Here is a 16547-nt window from a genome sequence, read left to right as displayed (position 1 = left end):
TATTGTCGTCTAACGAGCGATAGGAATGTTGTTGCTTGCTGGGAATGGCAACAAAGCAATCAGCAAGTTCACATCTGTGAGTTAAAGTTCACAAAAACAAACAATACCCAGAATATTTGGTAGCGTGACATTACCTTAATTCAAAGAATGAAGGAGTTCAAGATGATTATGGGTATCTCTAGACTTGCGATTGTAACTTTTGGTGTTGTCTTGGGATTAGGGATCGCTAAGAGTGACTCTGCCCTAGCTGCATCATTTACAGGATTAGGAGATCTACCTGGCGGTGATTTTACTAGTGCGGCTATTGGTGTGTCAGCCGATGGTTCTGTTGTGGTGGGAATAAGCAATAGTGCCTCCGGTGATGAAGCTTTTCGCTGGACGGAAGCGGGAGGGATGCAAGGACTGGGGGATTTACCTGGGGGTGATTTCGGCAGTGGTGCCTCTGGTGTGTCAGCCGATGGTTCTGTGGTTGTAGGATTTGGCTCTAGTGCTTCTGGTCGTTCTGGTTATGAAACTTTTCGCTGGACAGAAGCGGGAGGGATGCAGGGACTCGGTGACGATGCTGATGGTGGTTTTCTCAGTGGAATCATTGATGTGTCAGCCGATGGTTCTATTGTTGTGGGGACTGATGGCAGAAGTGCTTCTGGTGCCTTTCGCTGGACGGAAGCGGGAGGAATACAGGAACTCGGTTACCTGCCTGGAGGTGATTTCAACAGTTTAGCTTCTGGTGTGTCAGCCGATGGTTCCGTAGTTGTAGGTCACTCCACAAGCCCTGGTGGTGAAGCTTTTCGCTGGACGGAATCGGGCGGAATACAGGGACTAGGTAAGTTACCTGGAGGTAGTTCCTCTGCGGCTTGGGATGTGTCAGCCGATGGTTCTGTGGTTGTGGGAATGGGAGGGAGTAACTCAGGTCTTGAAGCTTTTCGCTGGACGGAATCGGGCGGAATCCAAGGACTAGGAGATCTTCCTGGAGGTGATTTCTACAGCATAGCTTACGGCGTATCTGCAGATGGTTCTGTTGTTGTCGGTAGCTCTTCTGGTGGTGGAGCCTTTATCTGGGACAGCACTAAAGGTATGCGTTCTCTGCAACAGGTTCTGGAAAGTGACTTTGAGTTAAATTTAACAGGCTGGAGTTTGGGAACGGCTCGTGCCATTTCTAATGATGGTTTAACTATTGTTGGTTATGGAACTAATCCTCAAGGAAATACTGAAGCCTGGATAGCGCGGCTCGATTCCAACACAGAGCCAGTTCCAGAACCTCTGACTATTCTTGGTTCAGCTACTGCTCTCGGATTTGGAGCCTTATTCAAGCGAGAGCATTCAAGAAGACGAAAAAAAGCCAAGCAAAACGATTAATACAAGAAGACTTACGCTCCATCCGTGTCAACTTAAGGTAGAAAAGTAGTGTCAACTTAAGGTAGAAAAGTAAGCCGTTCGAGTTCCCTCCCCTTGATAAGGGGAGGGTTAGGGTGGGGTCAGATCAAGGTATATTAAGTGCGATCGCGCTCTACTGGGGAACCGCTATTCTCCCTACCTGTCGATACCTGGACACTTAAGGGTTGGTCGTCGTTTATACTGAAGTTCCTCTCAGCTATGCGTTGATGGCGCTAAAGCGCAACTACAAGCGCAACTACAAGCGCAACTACAAGCGCAACTACAAGCCCTAATTACAAACTTGGTTGCTCACGTTCCGATCGCCAAATCTGCCAGTATACTCCTATCCGCTCAACGAAGACTCCTGGTTTCTCTGCATAAATGCGCTGTCCTAAACAGTACGCTGACTGCTGCAATTGAAGTCGTCGGCGATCAATTAAGCCAATTAGGGCGTCTAGTTGAGGGCGATCGCCTGCTAGTTTGGGTTCCTGTTCCAGTAACTGACGCAACATCGCTAAATCATGGTCATCCCCTAGATAATCAGCTAATTGTTTCGTTTCTGATGCCATTTCTGCCATCAAATTTGACCATACTAATTTGAGCAGTCGCAGATGATACCAAAGGTATTTTACCCGCTTGCGCCAATCATGAAAGTTTTCGACGCTAGGCTGATTAAAGGCTACAATTAATGCTTTATCCCCTCGTTTATAGACGCGCTGGAGACTGGGCTGGATTGTTGACCAGTCATTGCTTTTAATTGACCAATCTTTGACCCGTTCCCGCGCCGCTTTAATCATGCGAATGGCGTCCTCTTGGGCATTTTTTTCGTCCAGAACTCGTTCACTAATGGATTGACTACGGGCTTCTAAGGCTTGACGCACTTCCCTAAAGCCATCGGCTGAGATAATATTGGCAAAATGTTCGGTTAAATCATCTAAGGTTTCAATTGTTACCTGAGCATCTCGTACATCGGATAATAATCGCCCTGCATCTCGGAAACAGCTATTTTCTTGGTGATACGTCTCTGAACCAATTTCATCCCGCACTAAACGCAATAATGCTCGTAGCTTCTTCAACCGCTTGCGAGCATCATGAACCGCTTCGTCTGGGCTATCATCAGTTTGACCCAGTAATTGAGCTAATGCTTGGTCAATCTGTTCGTAAGCAATGCGCTGAACTCCCTCAGATATAGATTCGGGTGCCTTTAATCGATATGCCATGTTAAGTGTGTGATCGCGCTTAGAGTTAGAATACGCTGACAATGTTTTTAGGGATAGGGGAGCATGTAGAGACGTAGCATGCTACGTCTGGGAAGCCGGGGAAGCGATGATACATTTTCCCTGATAGCGGTGCAAGGGTATGAACGGTTTTTACCCAATTTAAATGCATGACTGCTTATGGATCTTATCGTGTGCGATCGCGTCCTACTCAACCTCTCTCTTGGGGATTATTTGGACGGTTTGAGTGGCAATTTTCGCAGCTTACCACATAAGAGACTCGACTGTTCACTGGTTAAAACAATCGTTCCGTCGGGTAGTATGGCTCCGCCTAAATCAGCATCGGTCAAATCTGCACCACTCAAATCAGCGCCGCTTAAATCAGCTCCTCTCAGATTTGCCCCTCGCAGGTTAGCACCATGTAAATTTGCCCAAATCAAATCCGCTCGGCGTAAATTCGCCCCACATAAGTTGGCTCTGGTGAAGTTTGCCCGTGTCAACGTAGCTTTTTCTAAGACAATCCCTTCTAGGTTTGCCTGACTCAAGTCAATTCTCTGGAGATCTACGCCGTTTAACTCCAGATTGCTGAGGTTAAATCCCCGATAATCCCGTTCTCCCGCCGCATACTCCTCTAGCAGGCGATCGGGTGCCATTCTGATTCGTTCTAGTTTCTTAAACAAGTCTTGCTTTCTAGCTGACGCTGAGGATTGGTTTGGGTTAAGCATATTTCGATCAGAGGATTGCATAGCCTGCTTTACCTGATAAATTCAACATAGTTAATCTTCAGATATTTGGCTGAACGATTAATTGAGAATAGTCCTAATTTCCGGTGAATTTAATCCGCTTTCGAGGTAACTTAACCCACCATCCGGCGTGACTCTAATGAGTTCTCCTGTGTGATCTACGTCTCTATTCTCCAACTAAACCCTATTGTAGCAAAAGTCTCAAGCCTCTAAGGAGAGGGGAGAAGGTTTATGACTTAGGGAACAGGGAAGGAGTCAAAAGGAATAGGAAAACCTTGTCGTGCAATCGTCTAGCTTTTTATCTTGCAGTTGTATTCGGCAAATAGGGCTTGCTGCATTAATGAGGGTGGTGGAAATCAACTCAACCCTCTTAAGTTAAATGTTACTGACTTTAGAGTTTGTAGTCAGCGCTTCAGCGCTTATGGCACTAAAGTGCCTACTACGAACCCCGCTTAAGTCAGTGACATTCATCTTAAGTTCTGTCAATAGCCATCAACCCCTAACAAATGACCAATGACCAATGACCAATGACCAATGACAATCAACAAAAGCGCTGATAAACCGTTACTAACCCATTCGCATCTCCAACATTACCCGGAAATAGTACCACAGGTAAATCAGGAAATTGAGGATGATCTCCTGGAGTTCGCACGACAGAACAGCCGGGAATAATTTGACCCAGTAACCGGGCAGATCTTAAGTCTAATCCTGTACTTAAGACATCATTTGACGTAATCCCACCCTTACTAATTAAAAAGCCAATATCTTTGGGTAAGTCTCGAACAATATCCATTAATAATGCTGAAACGGCTGCGCCAAAGTTTAACCGAGTTTGCACGTCTTTAAAGACCAATTCCTCACGACTGGTATAAATGGCGGCTGTTTTATTCGAGTTGTGAATCTCCTCAACAGCAGCGACAACTTTGGCTAACAGTGAATCCCGTTGGGATGTTGACTCTTCAAGTAAATGAGTAACATCCACCTCAACGCCAACAATATCGGAGAGTTTCAGGAGTTCTTCAAGCTGTTGGGTGGTCTTTTTAACATGAGAACCCACCAACACAACGCCCGGTTTCCCTTCTCTGACATATTGTGCCATATTCTCTGGCGGGACGGGTTGAGCGCCTAGACTCGCCAGCGAGGTTAAAATACTGGCAGCAGAACGAAATAGGAACCGTTTCCCTTGGGCGGCGGCGCTGAGGACATCAGCCGCAAATTGGTCTAAATCGGCTTGAGTTTCCCCATCAACCACACCACATTGATTCCCACTTAAGTTGAGGAGGCGTTCTAAACTTCCTGAACGAATATCGGAGAGGACAAATCGTTCAACGTTTTCGGCTTTAATCCTTCCGTTGGTCTTTTCTTCCACATAATCGGGTAAATAGCTGTGGCGATAGCCAAATACCGAGTCACGGGCAAATTCAGTTTCATGGACGGGTGTAGGGACGCCATCCACCATCAGGTAATGAACACTGTCGCGGGTGACTCGTCCACCTTCAAAGAATGCAGGGACTAAGAAATGAGCATCGAAGGGTCCCACTTCTTGGGCAATCACATCGGTTTCCACGGGATAATGTCCGCGTAGGGTGGAATCAGAGCGACTGACGACAAGAAAATCGTCGATTCCTTCGGTTTCTATGGCAATTTTCAGATTATGGCAAACCTCACAGGTGACTGTGGCGGCTTCCTCTGGGGTTAACGCCCGCGTATTCGTCAGGACAAAGAAAATCGGCGAAGCATCTGCTAGTCCTAAGCGTAGCGTTTGCACATCCCAGCGCGTCAGCAGCAAGCAACTGTGAACGGTTTGGGAACCGGTGGGGTCATCATCCAAAACGATAATTTTGGGTTTGCTAGTCATGCTCTTGGTGTCCTGCGATCGGCAAGGGTCAATTTATCCCTGAAATTCAGGGTATCAGGATCTTGGCGAGAAAGCACGAAGCAATGTAGAGACGTTGCATGCAACGTCTGGGAGATGGAAGGGAGTCAGGGCGGGTTTTGTTCTAAACGTTACTATCAATGGCGACAAGAGAGTCCCTAAACCCGCCCCTACAGATTGCGGGTTTTGTACTAACGTTACTATCAATTTCGACAAGAGAATCCCTAAACCTGCCCCTACACATCATGTCCTCGAAGGTCGTGAAGGGTCAATCAAAACTCAACATTTTCCCATCAGCCAATAGGTTTTCATCTCGCCGCGCCCTTTAACCGCGATCGCACCTCGTTCCTGAAACTGGAATTTGTCCTGTAATCTCTGGTATGTCGTCTCCGTGACTTGTATTTTTCCCGGTTCTCCCGACGATTCCATCCGTGAGGCGACATTCACCGCATCTCCCCACAAGTCATAAATAAACTTTCTAATCCCAATCACCCCCGCCACGACTGATCCGGTATTAATTCCAATGCGAATTTGCAACGACTCACTGTGTTCGGCTTGAAACTGAGTAATCGCCTGCTGCATATCCAACGCCATCTGCGCGATCGCGTCTGCATGATCCTCCCTCGGCTGGGGTAATCCGCCAACCACCATATACGCATCACCAATGGTTTTAATTTTCTCCAAACCATGACGTTCTGCCAACTGATCAAATGTGGAAAACATTTTATTGAGTAAATTCACCAACTCAATCGGTTTTAACCGCGCCGATAAGGGCGTAAATCCGACAATATCGGCAAATAGAATTGTCACATCATCAAAATGCTCCGCAATCGCTGATTGGTCTTGTTTGAGCCGTTCTGCAATTAGTTCAGGCAAAATATTCAGTAATAATTGTTCCGATTTTTCTTGTTCTAACTGTAATGCCACCTCTGCCTGTTTGCGATCGGTAATATCACGCGCTACCCAAATCACCGAATCATCGGAAAGCGGTGACAAATTCGCCGCAAACCAAATATCTTCTCCTGCCAGATTGATGCAATACTCGATATTCACCGTCGCTTGAGTTAACAACGCTTCTCGAATACTATTGAGAATAAAATCTACCTGACTGGAATCGAAATATTCCAACAGCGTTGTTCCCAATATGTCCCCCGGAGATTTACACCATTTTCCTTTATTAGTAGGTGCTACCTTCAGACAACGACCCGATGCATCTACCACCAGAACCATATCCGTCATCGCGGCAAAAAGTGCCTTCATTTCCGCCTCGGCTTTCTTTTGCTGCATCACTGGACCCAACTGCGCCGATACGACAGACACCAACTCAATCCAATTTTCATCATTTTGGTGTTCTTCTGCCATAAAAAACACCAACACCGCTAAAACCGGGGCAGAGGTTTGCGGCGTGGCTGGGGCAACAATGGGTACAGCAAAGGCTGATTTTAACCCACAGTCGGTTGCCAATTTGAGTCGCAAGAAAACATCGTCTGATTCGGCGGCAATATCACTAATCCATTCCGGTTCACCGTGACACCAAACCCGTCCCGGTATTTCTTCTTCGGGTAAAAATGTTAGGGCTTCACTATACTCTCGGAATTGTTCCAGGGCGGTGATAACCTCTGGATCAAGTCCGGTCTGTTTGTAATACCAACGATGGCTACATTCTAATGCCATGCCGTCTGTCGCCGGAATCCAGACTTCGCCATAAATCCAGCCTGTGGTTTGACACACTTGATGCAGGGCAATTTCTAAGGCAGCTTGAAAATCGGGGGCGGCATTAATCGCTTGGCTAATTGTCAGCAGTAACTCAACTCGTTGTTCAGCCTGTTTGCGTTCGGTGATATCATTAATTACCGCCAGTATGCATTCTTCTTCCCCAATCGTAATTAATTCTGCGGATAACAGTCCCGTTCTTACCTGACCCAATTTGGTATAAAAATTAAACTCTTGATCCCGAATAGCGCCTGTCTTTTGTAATAGGCTACGGATTCGGGTTCGTTCTTGGGGTTCAACCCAAAAATTGAGTTCAATGGAGGTATGAGCAATCACATCCTCTAGGTCATATCCGGTAATCTTGAGAAAGCTTTCATTCACCTCAATAAAGGTTCCCTCAGCCAGAGTAGTAATCGTAATCGGGTTCGGGGATGAGCGAAAAGCCAGAGCAAATTTTTCTTCCGATAGGCGTAAGGCGGCGGTGCGTTGCTCAACTCGCGACTCTAACTCGGCTTGATTGTTTTCTAGGGCAGTAAAAAACGAGTATAACTGTTGACTCATTTGATTAAAGGATTGAGCTAAAATTTCGAGTTCATTCACCCGAACCGGAATTTTGCTGTTGACTTTTACTTGTTGGTCAAATTGTCCCTGGGCAATTTTTGCCGCCGCTATGCTTAACTGGGTAATCGGCTGGGTAATCCGTCTGGCGGTGAAGATTCCTAACCCAGTTGCCACAACGAACGCCGCGAAGCATAAGCTAATCGTGGTGCGGGTATTGGCATGGATTTGTTCCATGAAATCCGCTTCCGGTATCGCCACCACAATCAGCCACTCTAAGCCGTGATTATCTTGGAAAGGGGTGACTTGTAAATAATAGCGATCGCGGTTTAGGTTAAAGGATAGCTGTTGGCTCTGGTTAATCGAGTTTAAGGTATCAACGTTTTGGTTTAAATACTGCGCCGTTAATTGAATTAAAGGATCACGGCTATGAGTAGCAAATAGGCGTTGGGTTTTATCGCCATCCTGAATAAATCGCTGTTCTGATGTGGAACTGGCAACCAGTAATCCGGATTTCTCAATAATAAACGCTTGTCCCGTTTGACCAATTCTTAAGCTGTTGAGAAATTTACTGATTTCAGAGAGTAAAATATCAGTACCAACCACACCTAATAATTGATCCTTGTCGTCAAATACGGGTTCAGCTAGGGTAATCCCTAACCGAGAATGGCTAAACATGACATAAATAGGACTCCAAACCGTTTTACCTTTAAAAGCAGCCTCTTGATACCAGGGACGAATGCGAGGGTCATAATTGGCGCGACTATCTAACAGTTGCTGCCGATTTCCTTGGCTGTCGGTGGTGTAGGTATGAAAGTTATGGTTGGTTGATGGATCAGCAACTTTTAGCACTAAGCGGCTATCCTGGGTATAGCCTGCGCCAATATAGTTTCCTTGCTCACTGCCAAACTGAATGGTATTAATAGACTGGGTAATCTGGACGAGTTGCCACAGATAGCGTTCACTAGGCTGATCCTGAGTCTGCACCTGACCCCGACGCACAGCATTGGCGAGAACATGGTTGACTAGAAGAGGCGTTTCGATGTAACTATCAACATGTTGTACAATGCGATCGCTAACCTCGGTCTGTAACTGCGTAACCAGATTGTCAACCGCCTGCTGTCCATTGCGAAAGGAGAGATATCCAGTCAACCCCACCGCCGCAAAAATCTGGAGCAGAAAGGGAACCACCAGAACCACACGCAATGGCATCTTTTGACTGCGTTTAGCGCCTTTGACAAGCTGACGGGTAATGGTTGGCAGTAACATGGGGCAAGGATCACCTACATGAATAACACTGTATAAACTCGTCGATTTGATTAATCAGGTTTTCTGGCGTTGCATCATCAAAGCGAAAAGCTACTTCCTTTTGTACCAAAAACTTAAGTATCCCTAAAGTATCGCTAAAGTGAATAAATCTCCGTCTTCCTAGACAAATGCCAAGTCGGGACTCCTCGATTGATTTTTCCCAAGGAATCCTATAGTATCTTTAATGGGTTGGGATGAAAATAATTCTTCCTGTAAAGGAAATACAGGACTCATTGAATCATTTCCGTACAATTCTGAGAAAATGACCGAATTGGCTGATCGGGTGTAATACAGCAGCCATGAAAAACCCCTATTTTACTGTACGTTGGCTGTATTACTTAAGGTAAAACTGCTGTAGTGATATCACAACGTAGGGGCGTGGCACACCTTATTCCCGATCCGATGGTGACATCTATTCCACAATTTTAGCTGTGTCAGTCCAGTAGGGGCGGTAGGGACGCAAAGCCTTGCGCCTAATTGAACCATAAAATCTATTCCCTAAAAAGCTCTAATTGAATTTTGTCTCCCCCAGCTTCCAGACGTAGCATGCTACGTCTCTACACCGCTCCCCCAGCTCCCTCTATTCCCTGTTCCCTTTAGTTCACGTTTGTGCTGGCAAATAAACCGTAAATAAACTACCTTTGCCCAATTCACTTTCGACTTCAATCCTACCCTGATGAGCTTCTACAATCCGACGAGATAAGTATAACCCCAAACCACTTCCCGATCGCTTATGCTTGCCTTGGCGAAATCGCTTGAAGAGAGTGGAGAGATCTTCTGGACGAATACCTGCTCCCGTATCTTGAATGGAAATTGTCACCAAAGGGGGTTGACTATCTGCCGAGTTTGTGAGTTCTGATTCTAAACCTAAATCAACATCGACCGATCCTTTTTCCGTAAACTTGACCGCATTGCCAATGAGATTTGTGAAGACGCGACGGAGTTCGAGGCGATCGCCCATCACCTGACAATTACCTGAATTAAATGAATTGGTACACTCTCCTAGATTCAACCTTAACGCTAGTCCTTTTTCTTGGGCTAAGGGAGTCAGTTCTTGAACGACTTCCTCAATCATTTCCTGAGGATTTATAGTCACAAACGTTAACTCTTTAGACCCAGCATCGTGGCGATAGACTTCCAACACCGTATTCACCATCTGAACCAAATGTTGGTTGCTTTGTTGGATAGAAACAATTGCTTCCATGGCTGAATCAGGAAGCTGTCCAAAGCTTCCCCGTTTCAATAAACTCAGCATCCGATCAGCAGCGACTAAGGGGGTTCGCAAATCGTGGGTGAGACGAGAGACGAAATCCTCTCGCTGACGTGCCAGTCTTGCTTGTTCATCAATACTATGCTTCAGTCGCAGTAGCGATCGCACTCGCGCTAACAACTCCCCGACATCCACGGGTTTGCGAAGAAAATCATCCGCCCCAGCATCGAGTCCTTCGATCGCACTTGATTGTTCATAAGCGGTGATCAGCAAAATCGGGATAAAGGGCAAACTGCTATTTTGACGAATCCGCCGAGTCACCTCATAGCCATCCATTTGTGGCATCATTACGTCTAGCAAGATTAAATCAGGAGGTGATTTTTCGACTATTGCTAATGCTGAATATCCATCTTCGACTAAACTGAGGTCATATCCTTCAGTTTCTAAGATAGTTTGCATCAGAAATAAATTATCTGGCGCGTCATCAACTGCTAGAATTCGCTCTGCTTTTTGCTCAGGTAGATTCATTTTTCATCTATCTTTATATGAGATGTATCGTGACGTGAAAACAGGTAAAAAATATCAATTATAAGCAGGCATTTTAATTTCTGTCAACTTTCCCGAATAAGCCAGATAACGCGGCAATTCGACGCGGAAAATTGACCCTTCTCCCACTTGGCTTTCCACCGTAATATTACCCTGCATCAGTTGAACTAAAGATTTGGTCATTGCCAATCCTAAACCTGTGCCGTCGTATTGACGGGCGATGGTCTGATCAACTTGGCGGAAGGCTTCAAAAATATAGTCTAATTCAGCTTGAGACAGACCGATTCCCGTATCCTCAACCTCAATGACCAGTCGTTGCAATTCAATCTCGTATACATTGACCCAGATTGACCCGGATTTGGTAAATTTAACCGCATTCATTAGCAAGTGTTCTAAAACCTTGTGCAGGCGAGAGCGATCATTAATGACAGATGGATTTTTGAGTTGAATGGTCACTGATAGGTCTAACCCTTTCTGAAGTGCCAAGGGACGGATGTTATTAACTGTTGAGTTAACCACTTGATCGACATTAAATTCTTCAGCTTTGAGTTCCAAAGACCCTGCTTCAATTTGAGCGAAATCGAGGACTTCACTTAAGAGTGATAACAAATGTTTGCCATTTTTTAAGATGCATTGTACCATCTTAACTTGGGAGGGCGTCAGTGATCCATGGCGTTGGAGTAGAAGCATTTGAGCAAAGCCGATAATCACATTCATCGGTGTCCGCAATTCATGGGACGTCGTCGCTAAAAACTGCGATTTAAGTTTAGAGAGTTCTTTTAGCTGTAAATTTTGATGTTGAATTTGTTGCCGTTGTTGAGCTAATTCTTGATTTTGCCGGATTAGCTGTTCATTCGTCTGGCGCAACTGCTGATGAGCTAACTCAACCTGGCGTTCAGCTTGGTAGATGCGAGTGGCGTTCTGCACAATCCGTTCTAAACTTGTCGGTGAAACCTTATCCTTAACCAGATAGTCTGACGCGCCAGCTTTCATCAGCGCCACGGCAACTTGCTCATTACCGTGAGCGGTGATTACCACCAGAGGAATCTTGACGCCAGCGTTTCGTAAATCCTGCACCAGGCTTAATCCATCTTTGTCAGGGAGACAGTAATCTAGAAAGACACAGTCAAAGGTCTCATGGTTAATCTGAGCGATCGCGCTATGATAGTCACAGGCTTCCACACAATTGACTGACAAGCCCGTGGCATTCAGAGCCTGACGCACAGCTAAGCGATCGATGTCCTCATCATCAACGAGCAGAATATTGAGCATTTCTTTGATCAACGAGCAGAATTTGAGGGTTTCTTGATCACCAACGTCAGCATCAAGCTCACTGTTGTGTCCCAGGGAAAATGGCAACTGGTGCGCCAAGGCTATTGACCTAACGCACAACTGACTTAATGGAGGTTGCAGCTTATTCCTGGAAGTGAGTTTGCCTAAGCTGTCATTGAAGACAGTCCAACCTTTGTCTTAGATTGTATGCTCATAGCTATGGTTTTCGTCTCAGTCCATAGGCATAATCACTTGAAAGTCTCTTGGCTGGCAAATTTTTGGCTCAACTGAAACGGCTTGATACTATTGATAGATGTACATCTGCCACGGATCTGCCATAGTGATTAAATCTCAAGATGGATTAGGTTAGGCTGATTAAATAATGAAAATTCCCCAGATCCGAGAGAAGGAGTCAAACAGTCCTACATCTCTCAATGACCAAGATCAAACGAATTTGAGTTCTGAAACATTGATGGTGAGTCCTATGCGTGTCGTCCTGATTGAAGACCATAACCTTACGCGGATGGGTTTACAAGCCGCTTTACAAGAACAGGATGGAATTGAAGTCGTCGGAGAAGCGGCGAATGCGACTCAAGGATTGAAGCTGCTGGACAGCCTGAAACCCGATGTCGCGATTGTGGATATCGGTTTGCCGGATATGGATGGCATTGATTTGACTCGCAAGTTCAAGAGTAGCCATACAGATCCCCAGGAGCCAGAAACAAGGGTTCTCATCTTAACCATGCATGATAGTGAAGATGCGGTACTGGCTGCTTTTGCGGCTGGAGCCGATTCCTATTGCATGAAGGATATTGAAATTGAACAGCTTGTCGAGGCGTTAGACGTAACCCAGGAAGGGAACGCCTGGATTGATCCAGCGATTGCCAGTATTGTTTTACGACAGGTCAAACGAGAGCCATCCGCGGAGGTAGACGCGGCGCATCCGGAGCGCACCGTCAAGATTGATGGGGTAGGTCCAGAGTACGAACAAGTCATCGAAGCCTATCCCTTAACCGAACGGGAATTAGAGGTGCTTGAGCTAATAGTGGCAGGAGCAAGTAATGCTGCGATCGCGGATAAGCTTTATATTACGGTAGGCACAGTCAAAACCCATGTCCGCAATATCTTGAATAAGCTCTGCGTTGATGACCGCACCCAAGCTGCTGTCCATGCACTCCGTTCTGGATTAATTACCTAGGGGATGCAGGATAATTCCCTATACCTGATGCAGGGCGACCCGATAAAATTAAGGGGTGGGTCGTGTTCATTTGTGCAGACTTAACGTCATGAAGAGACTTTTTCTGCCTTCGCATCTTTGACTTTAGCGGGTAGGTAAAAGCTAAACGTTGAACCAACACCCACCTCACTTTCCACCGTAATATTACCGCCCATCATCTCGCAGAACCGTTGGCAAATCGCTAATCCTAAACCTGTACCGCCGTACTTTTTCGTAGTAGAGTTATCAGCCTGCACAAACGGCTGAAATATCTTTGCCACCTGATCTGGACTCATGCCAATGCCAGTATCGGAGACATTAAAAACAAGCCAATCTGAATTTTGGGAATCATTCAAGGTGTCGGGAATTGAAGCACTATCGATGGTTGCCGATGAAATGATCGAGGATTCTCCATTCGCCAGCAGCACCTGAGCGTCCCGTTTCGAGCTACCATTGTCCCCACCTCGACGTTCACGAGTCACACTGAGGACTATTGTGCCATTCTCCGTGAATTTGGCGGAATTGCTAATTAGGTTTAACAGCAATTGCTTAACCTTCGTTCGGTCAGCATGCATTGTACCAAGGGACGCCGTGCAATGAACCTCTAGGGTATTATTCTTTTTCTTAATCAGGGTTTGCACCGTCTTCTGAACTTCAACGATTAAGGTAGAGATATCGAAGCTTTCCAGATAAAGACTCATCTTCCCGGCTTCAATTTTAGAAATATCCAGAATATCGGTGATCAGATTCAAAAGATGGAGTCCAGAGTCGTAAATCTGCTGGAGATCCGAGACAAAATCGGTATACCCTAAATCCTCGGCATCCTCCCGGAGTAACTCACTTAAGCCGAGGATACCATTCAGAGGTGTCCGAAGTTCATGACTCATACTGGCAAGAAACGCACTCTTTGCCCGATTAGCGGCTTCCGCCTCTTCTTTTGCCTGTTGTAATTCAATTTGGGCTAATTTCGCGTCTGTAATATCCCGAACGATCGCTAAAACTTCTTGTTCACCACTAAGCACCAACCGTGCTTCAAAATTTCGGCGCTGTTCCTCCACAAACAACTCATATTCAAAAATTTGGATATCTTGAGTCTTTAACGTTCGCTCGACATACTCTAAACATAATGTCGCCACCTCTGTAGGTAAAACCTCAGAGACAGGTTGACCAACCCAGGTTTCAGATGATTGTAGGTAGGAGTCTCCTCTTGGTGCTTTAAAATCCAGAAAGATTCCATCTTGGCTAAACCGAAATATTAAATCGGGAATTGCATTCAACAAAGCACTATTTTTCGCTTCACTTTGCCGCAAATCTTCAGTCTGCTGTTCCAAACTTTCAATCAGGTTTCGCAGTTGGTCGGTCATGCTGTTAAATGCACCCGCTAAAACTGCCAGTTCGTCATTGGTGTCAATCGCAATCTTCTGACTCAGATCCCCTTTCGCTAGACGCTGGGTGGCGGCGGTCATCTGCTTTAAGGGGTCGGTAATCGAACGACTCAGCAGTAGTGCTACCAATGTACCCACTATCGCCGCTGCCAGTCCCATGGCAATCCCTTCATTCCGCACTGCTGCCATCTTTGCCTTCAGCGGTGCTGTGGAAAGCCCGACGCTAACTGCGCCCAGCCGCTGACGCCCCAAAACGACGGCTTTACCCGCAATCAGTTGCTTAGACTGCCATTTAAACACCGTTTCGTTGCTTTCTACCAGTTCTTTGCCTAAGGGATCAGGTTTGACCCCATAAGCTAAAACTTCACGACGATAGGCATCCGCTAGCACCCGTCCATCTTTGTCATAAATCTGACCCGCCACTAATACCTGATCCTTGCCCAACTCTTCCATGAGTTCCTTCATAAAGGAGACATCGAGAAAGTAAAGCGAATCTTGGGTAGCGACGACTAAGGTATCCAGCAATAGGTCAGCCTGCTGTTCGAGTTCATCGCGAAAGGTTTCTTGCTGACGGCGCAGGGATAGCATGGTAACGCTGGCGACCGCCACAATCACTAACGTGGTCATCGCCAAGGTTATTTTGGTGGCTAGTGAACCTTTTTTTGGGTTGAATCTAGCCATTCCCCTTATCGTCCTCCCCTTATTTCGATAACTGTTGCTTCCTGGCTGGGACATCTGGGCAACTTATTATTTACAAGAGCATCTGCACTTTATTTTTTCTCAACTTGTTCATACAACTGGCGCATTTTATCCAGACTGGTTTCCACGGGAAACTCGTCAAACTTGACGGTTTCCTCAAAGGTGGTGAGTACCTCTTTCCCTTCAGGTGTCTGATCCATTTCCATTAACACTGTCTTAATCTGTTGTACCAACTCTGGGTCCATACCGGGTCTGACTATCACCAGATGGCGAGCGATTTTCTGGGTTTCAGCCAGAATTTTCAGCGCCTCACGGCTTTCTGCGGGGATTTCTTCCAAAAACGAGTAATCCGCCGCGCCTGCTGCGACTTCGCCGCTGAGTACCCATTGGATCGTATTTTCATCATCATTACTGTAAACATATCCCACCTCATCGGCGGCGACGGCTTCGTTTTGTGAGCCTTTTTCGACCATCTTCAAATCGGCGTCCAGCAGGGTATTCAGAGGTAAAAAATAGCCGGAGGTGGAGACGGGTTCCTCAAAGGCGATCGTTTTTCCCTTGAGATCGGCTAAGGAGTCAATCTCGCTTTCTGCCAAGGTAAAGATCACCCCATAATATTCACCCTTGCCATCCTTCCAGCGGCGCAGGATGGGTTGGGCTCCCGATTTATCGCTGACTATCATCGCGGGGTAGGGACTGTCCACGTAGATATCGACTTCGCCTTCTTTGAGCAGGCTTGCCATCGTATCTAAGTCTGGGGCAACTTTTACCTCACCGACACCAATGTCAAATTTTTCTAAGCGGGCGGCTAAGTAATCTGCCATCGGCTGGAAGCTCTCTAGCTTGGCAGCAGCATTTTTGTTAACGTCGGCAAGGACAAGAGTTCCGGTAGTGGTGGATTGGGGGGCTGGGGTTGGCGTCGAGGTTGACGTTGACGATGAGGTGTCTGGTGTTGCACCACAGCTTACGAGGGTGGTGAACAAACTCAGCAGGACAACTTCTTTCAAGAATTTTGGCAACATTTGTCTAACTCTTAATGATAACAAATTTTCGTTGATAACAATGCGCTGGTTTTGCTTGAGCTTTTCTTGTCCGTTTAGCCAGGAAAGGCTTCTCCAGTTTCCAAGTATGGGAGAACTTCAGTTTAAGATTATTTTGTCGGTTGGCTGGGTATATATCAAATTTTGACAAATTTGTTCATAAAGATTTCGTGAAGTTTTCGCGTATTTTCCTTAAAGAGTTGATGAAGGTGTTCCAGGACTCTTTTCTAAGGGTTATTTGTGTAAGACCATGCTAAATAAAGAGTGCATCAGTAGGGTAGTGTGACCCGACGGAAATAGTTAACTTTTGTAAACAACTTGCTCCTTTCGCGCTAGGTGGGAAGCGTGAATGGGTTTTTCGGTGTTTGGCAAATAGTCAGTGTTCATTCC

At 46.1% G+C, this 16547-nt stretch carries 10 protein-coding genes; 2 read left to right on the top strand and 8 right to left on the bottom strand.

The features are described 5' to 3' along the window. Window positions 1-168 precede the first annotated feature (168 nt). Complete coding sequence (locus tag RIE73_RS20720) at window positions 169-1356, top strand: PEP-CTERM sorting domain-containing protein (RefSeq protein ID WP_446402976.1); 1188 nt, start codon at window positions 169-171, stop codon at window positions 1354-1356. A 311-nt stretch (window positions 1357-1667) separates the two neighbouring features. Here RIE73_RS20720 and RIE73_RS20715 read toward each other — a convergent pair whose 3' ends face one another. From RIE73_RS20715 to RIE73_RS20690, 6 genes are all read right to left on the bottom strand, one after another. Further along, window positions 1668-2594, bottom strand: a complete 927-nt coding sequence (locus tag RIE73_RS20715; RefSeq protein ID WP_446402975.1) for a CHAD domain-containing protein — start codon at window positions 2592-2594, stop codon at window positions 1668-1670. 227 nt (window positions 2595-2821) lie between these two features. Continuing rightward, window positions 2822-3337, bottom strand: coding sequence for a pentapeptide repeat-containing protein (locus RIE73_RS20710; RefSeq protein ID WP_446402974.1), 516 nt, complete (start codon window positions 3335-3337; stop codon window positions 2822-2824). Between the two features lie 538 nt (window positions 3338-3875). Further along, a complete protein-coding gene (locus RIE73_RS20705) occupies window positions 3876-5192 on the bottom strand; it encodes a four-carbon acid sugar kinase family protein (protein WP_446402973.1) in 1317 nt (438 codons plus the stop codon). A 297-nt stretch (window positions 5193-5489) separates the two neighbouring features. Beyond that, on the bottom strand, window positions 5490-8750 hold the full coding sequence (locus RIE73_RS20700) for an adenylate/guanylate cyclase domain-containing protein (protein WP_446402972.1): 3261 nt from the start codon (window positions 8748-8750) through the stop codon (window positions 5490-5492). A gap of 640 nt (window positions 8751-9390) precedes the next feature. Beyond that, window positions 9391-10527 carry a hybrid sensor histidine kinase/response regulator gene (locus RIE73_RS20695; protein WP_446402971.1) on the bottom strand — a complete coding sequence of 379 codons (1137 nt, stop codon included), beginning with the start codon at window positions 10525-10527 and terminating at the stop codon, window positions 9391-9393. A gap of 54 nt (window positions 10528-10581) precedes the next feature. After that, window positions 10582-11817, bottom strand: coding sequence for an ATP-binding response regulator (locus RIE73_RS20690; protein ID WP_446402970.1), 1236 nt, complete (start codon window positions 11815-11817; stop codon window positions 10582-10584). A gap of 475 nt (window positions 11818-12292) precedes the next feature. Between RIE73_RS20690 and RIE73_RS20685 the strand changes: the two genes are divergently transcribed. Further along, a complete protein-coding gene (locus tag RIE73_RS20685; protein WP_446403054.1) occupies window positions 12293-13015 on the top strand; it encodes a response regulator in 723 nt (240 codons plus the stop codon). Window positions 13016-13101: 86 nt separating this feature from the next. Here RIE73_RS20685 and RIE73_RS20680 read toward each other — a convergent pair whose 3' ends face one another. Together RIE73_RS20680 and RIE73_RS20675 are read right to left on the bottom strand one after the other, a co-directional pair. Continuing rightward, a complete protein-coding gene (locus RIE73_RS20680) occupies window positions 13102-15099 on the bottom strand; it encodes an ATP-binding protein (protein ID WP_446402969.1) in 1998 nt (665 codons plus the stop codon). Window positions 15100-15188: 89 nt separating this feature from the next. After that, a complete protein-coding gene (locus RIE73_RS20675) occupies window positions 15189-16139 on the bottom strand; it encodes a phosphate/phosphite/phosphonate ABC transporter substrate-binding protein (protein WP_446402968.1) in 951 nt (316 codons plus the stop codon). Window positions 16140-16547 lie beyond the last annotated feature (408 nt).

The organism is Coleofasciculus sp. C1-SOL-03 (assembly GCF_040220555.1).
Taxonomy (GTDB): domain Bacteria; phylum Cyanobacteriota; class Cyanobacteriia; order Cyanobacteriales; family Coleofasciculaceae; genus Coleofasciculus.
This window is presented reverse-complemented; position numbering and strand designations above follow the sequence as displayed.

What these genes read in the sequence shown, in the direction of transcription:
- RIE73_RS20720 (WP_446402976.1), top strand. Translation starts at nt 169, where the DNA reads ATGGGTATCTCTAGACTTGCGATTGTAACTTTTGGTGTTGTCTTGGGA.
- RIE73_RS20715 (WP_446402975.1), bottom strand. Translation starts at nt 2,594, where the DNA reads ATGGCATATCGATTAAAGGCACCCGAATCTATATCTGAGGGAGTTCAG.
- RIE73_RS20710 (WP_446402974.1), bottom strand. Translation starts at nt 3,337, where the DNA reads ATGCAATCCTCTGATCGAAATATGCTTAACCCAAACCAATCCTCAGCG.
- RIE73_RS20705 (WP_446402973.1), bottom strand. Translation starts at nt 5,192, where the DNA reads ATGACTAGCAAACCCAAAATTATCGTTTTGGATGATGACCCCACCGGT.
- RIE73_RS20700 (WP_446402972.1), bottom strand. Translation starts at nt 8,750, where the DNA reads ATGTTACTGCCAACCATTACCCGTCAGCTTGTCAAAGGCGCTAAACGC.
- RIE73_RS20695 (WP_446402971.1), bottom strand. Translation starts at nt 10,527, where the DNA reads ATGAATCTACCTGAGCAAAAAGCAGAGCGAATTCTAGCAGTTGATGAC.
- RIE73_RS20690 (WP_446402970.1), bottom strand. Translation starts at nt 11,817, where the DNA reads ATGCTCAATATTCTGCTCGTTGATGATGAGGACATCGATCGCTTAGCT.
- RIE73_RS20680 (WP_446402969.1), bottom strand. Translation starts at nt 15,099, where the DNA reads ATGGCTAGATTCAACCCAAAAAAAGGTTCACTAGCCACCAAAATAACC.
- RIE73_RS20675 (WP_446402968.1), bottom strand. Translation starts at nt 16,139, where the DNA reads ATGTTGCCAAAATTCTTGAAAGAAGTTGTCCTGCTGAGTTTGTTCACC.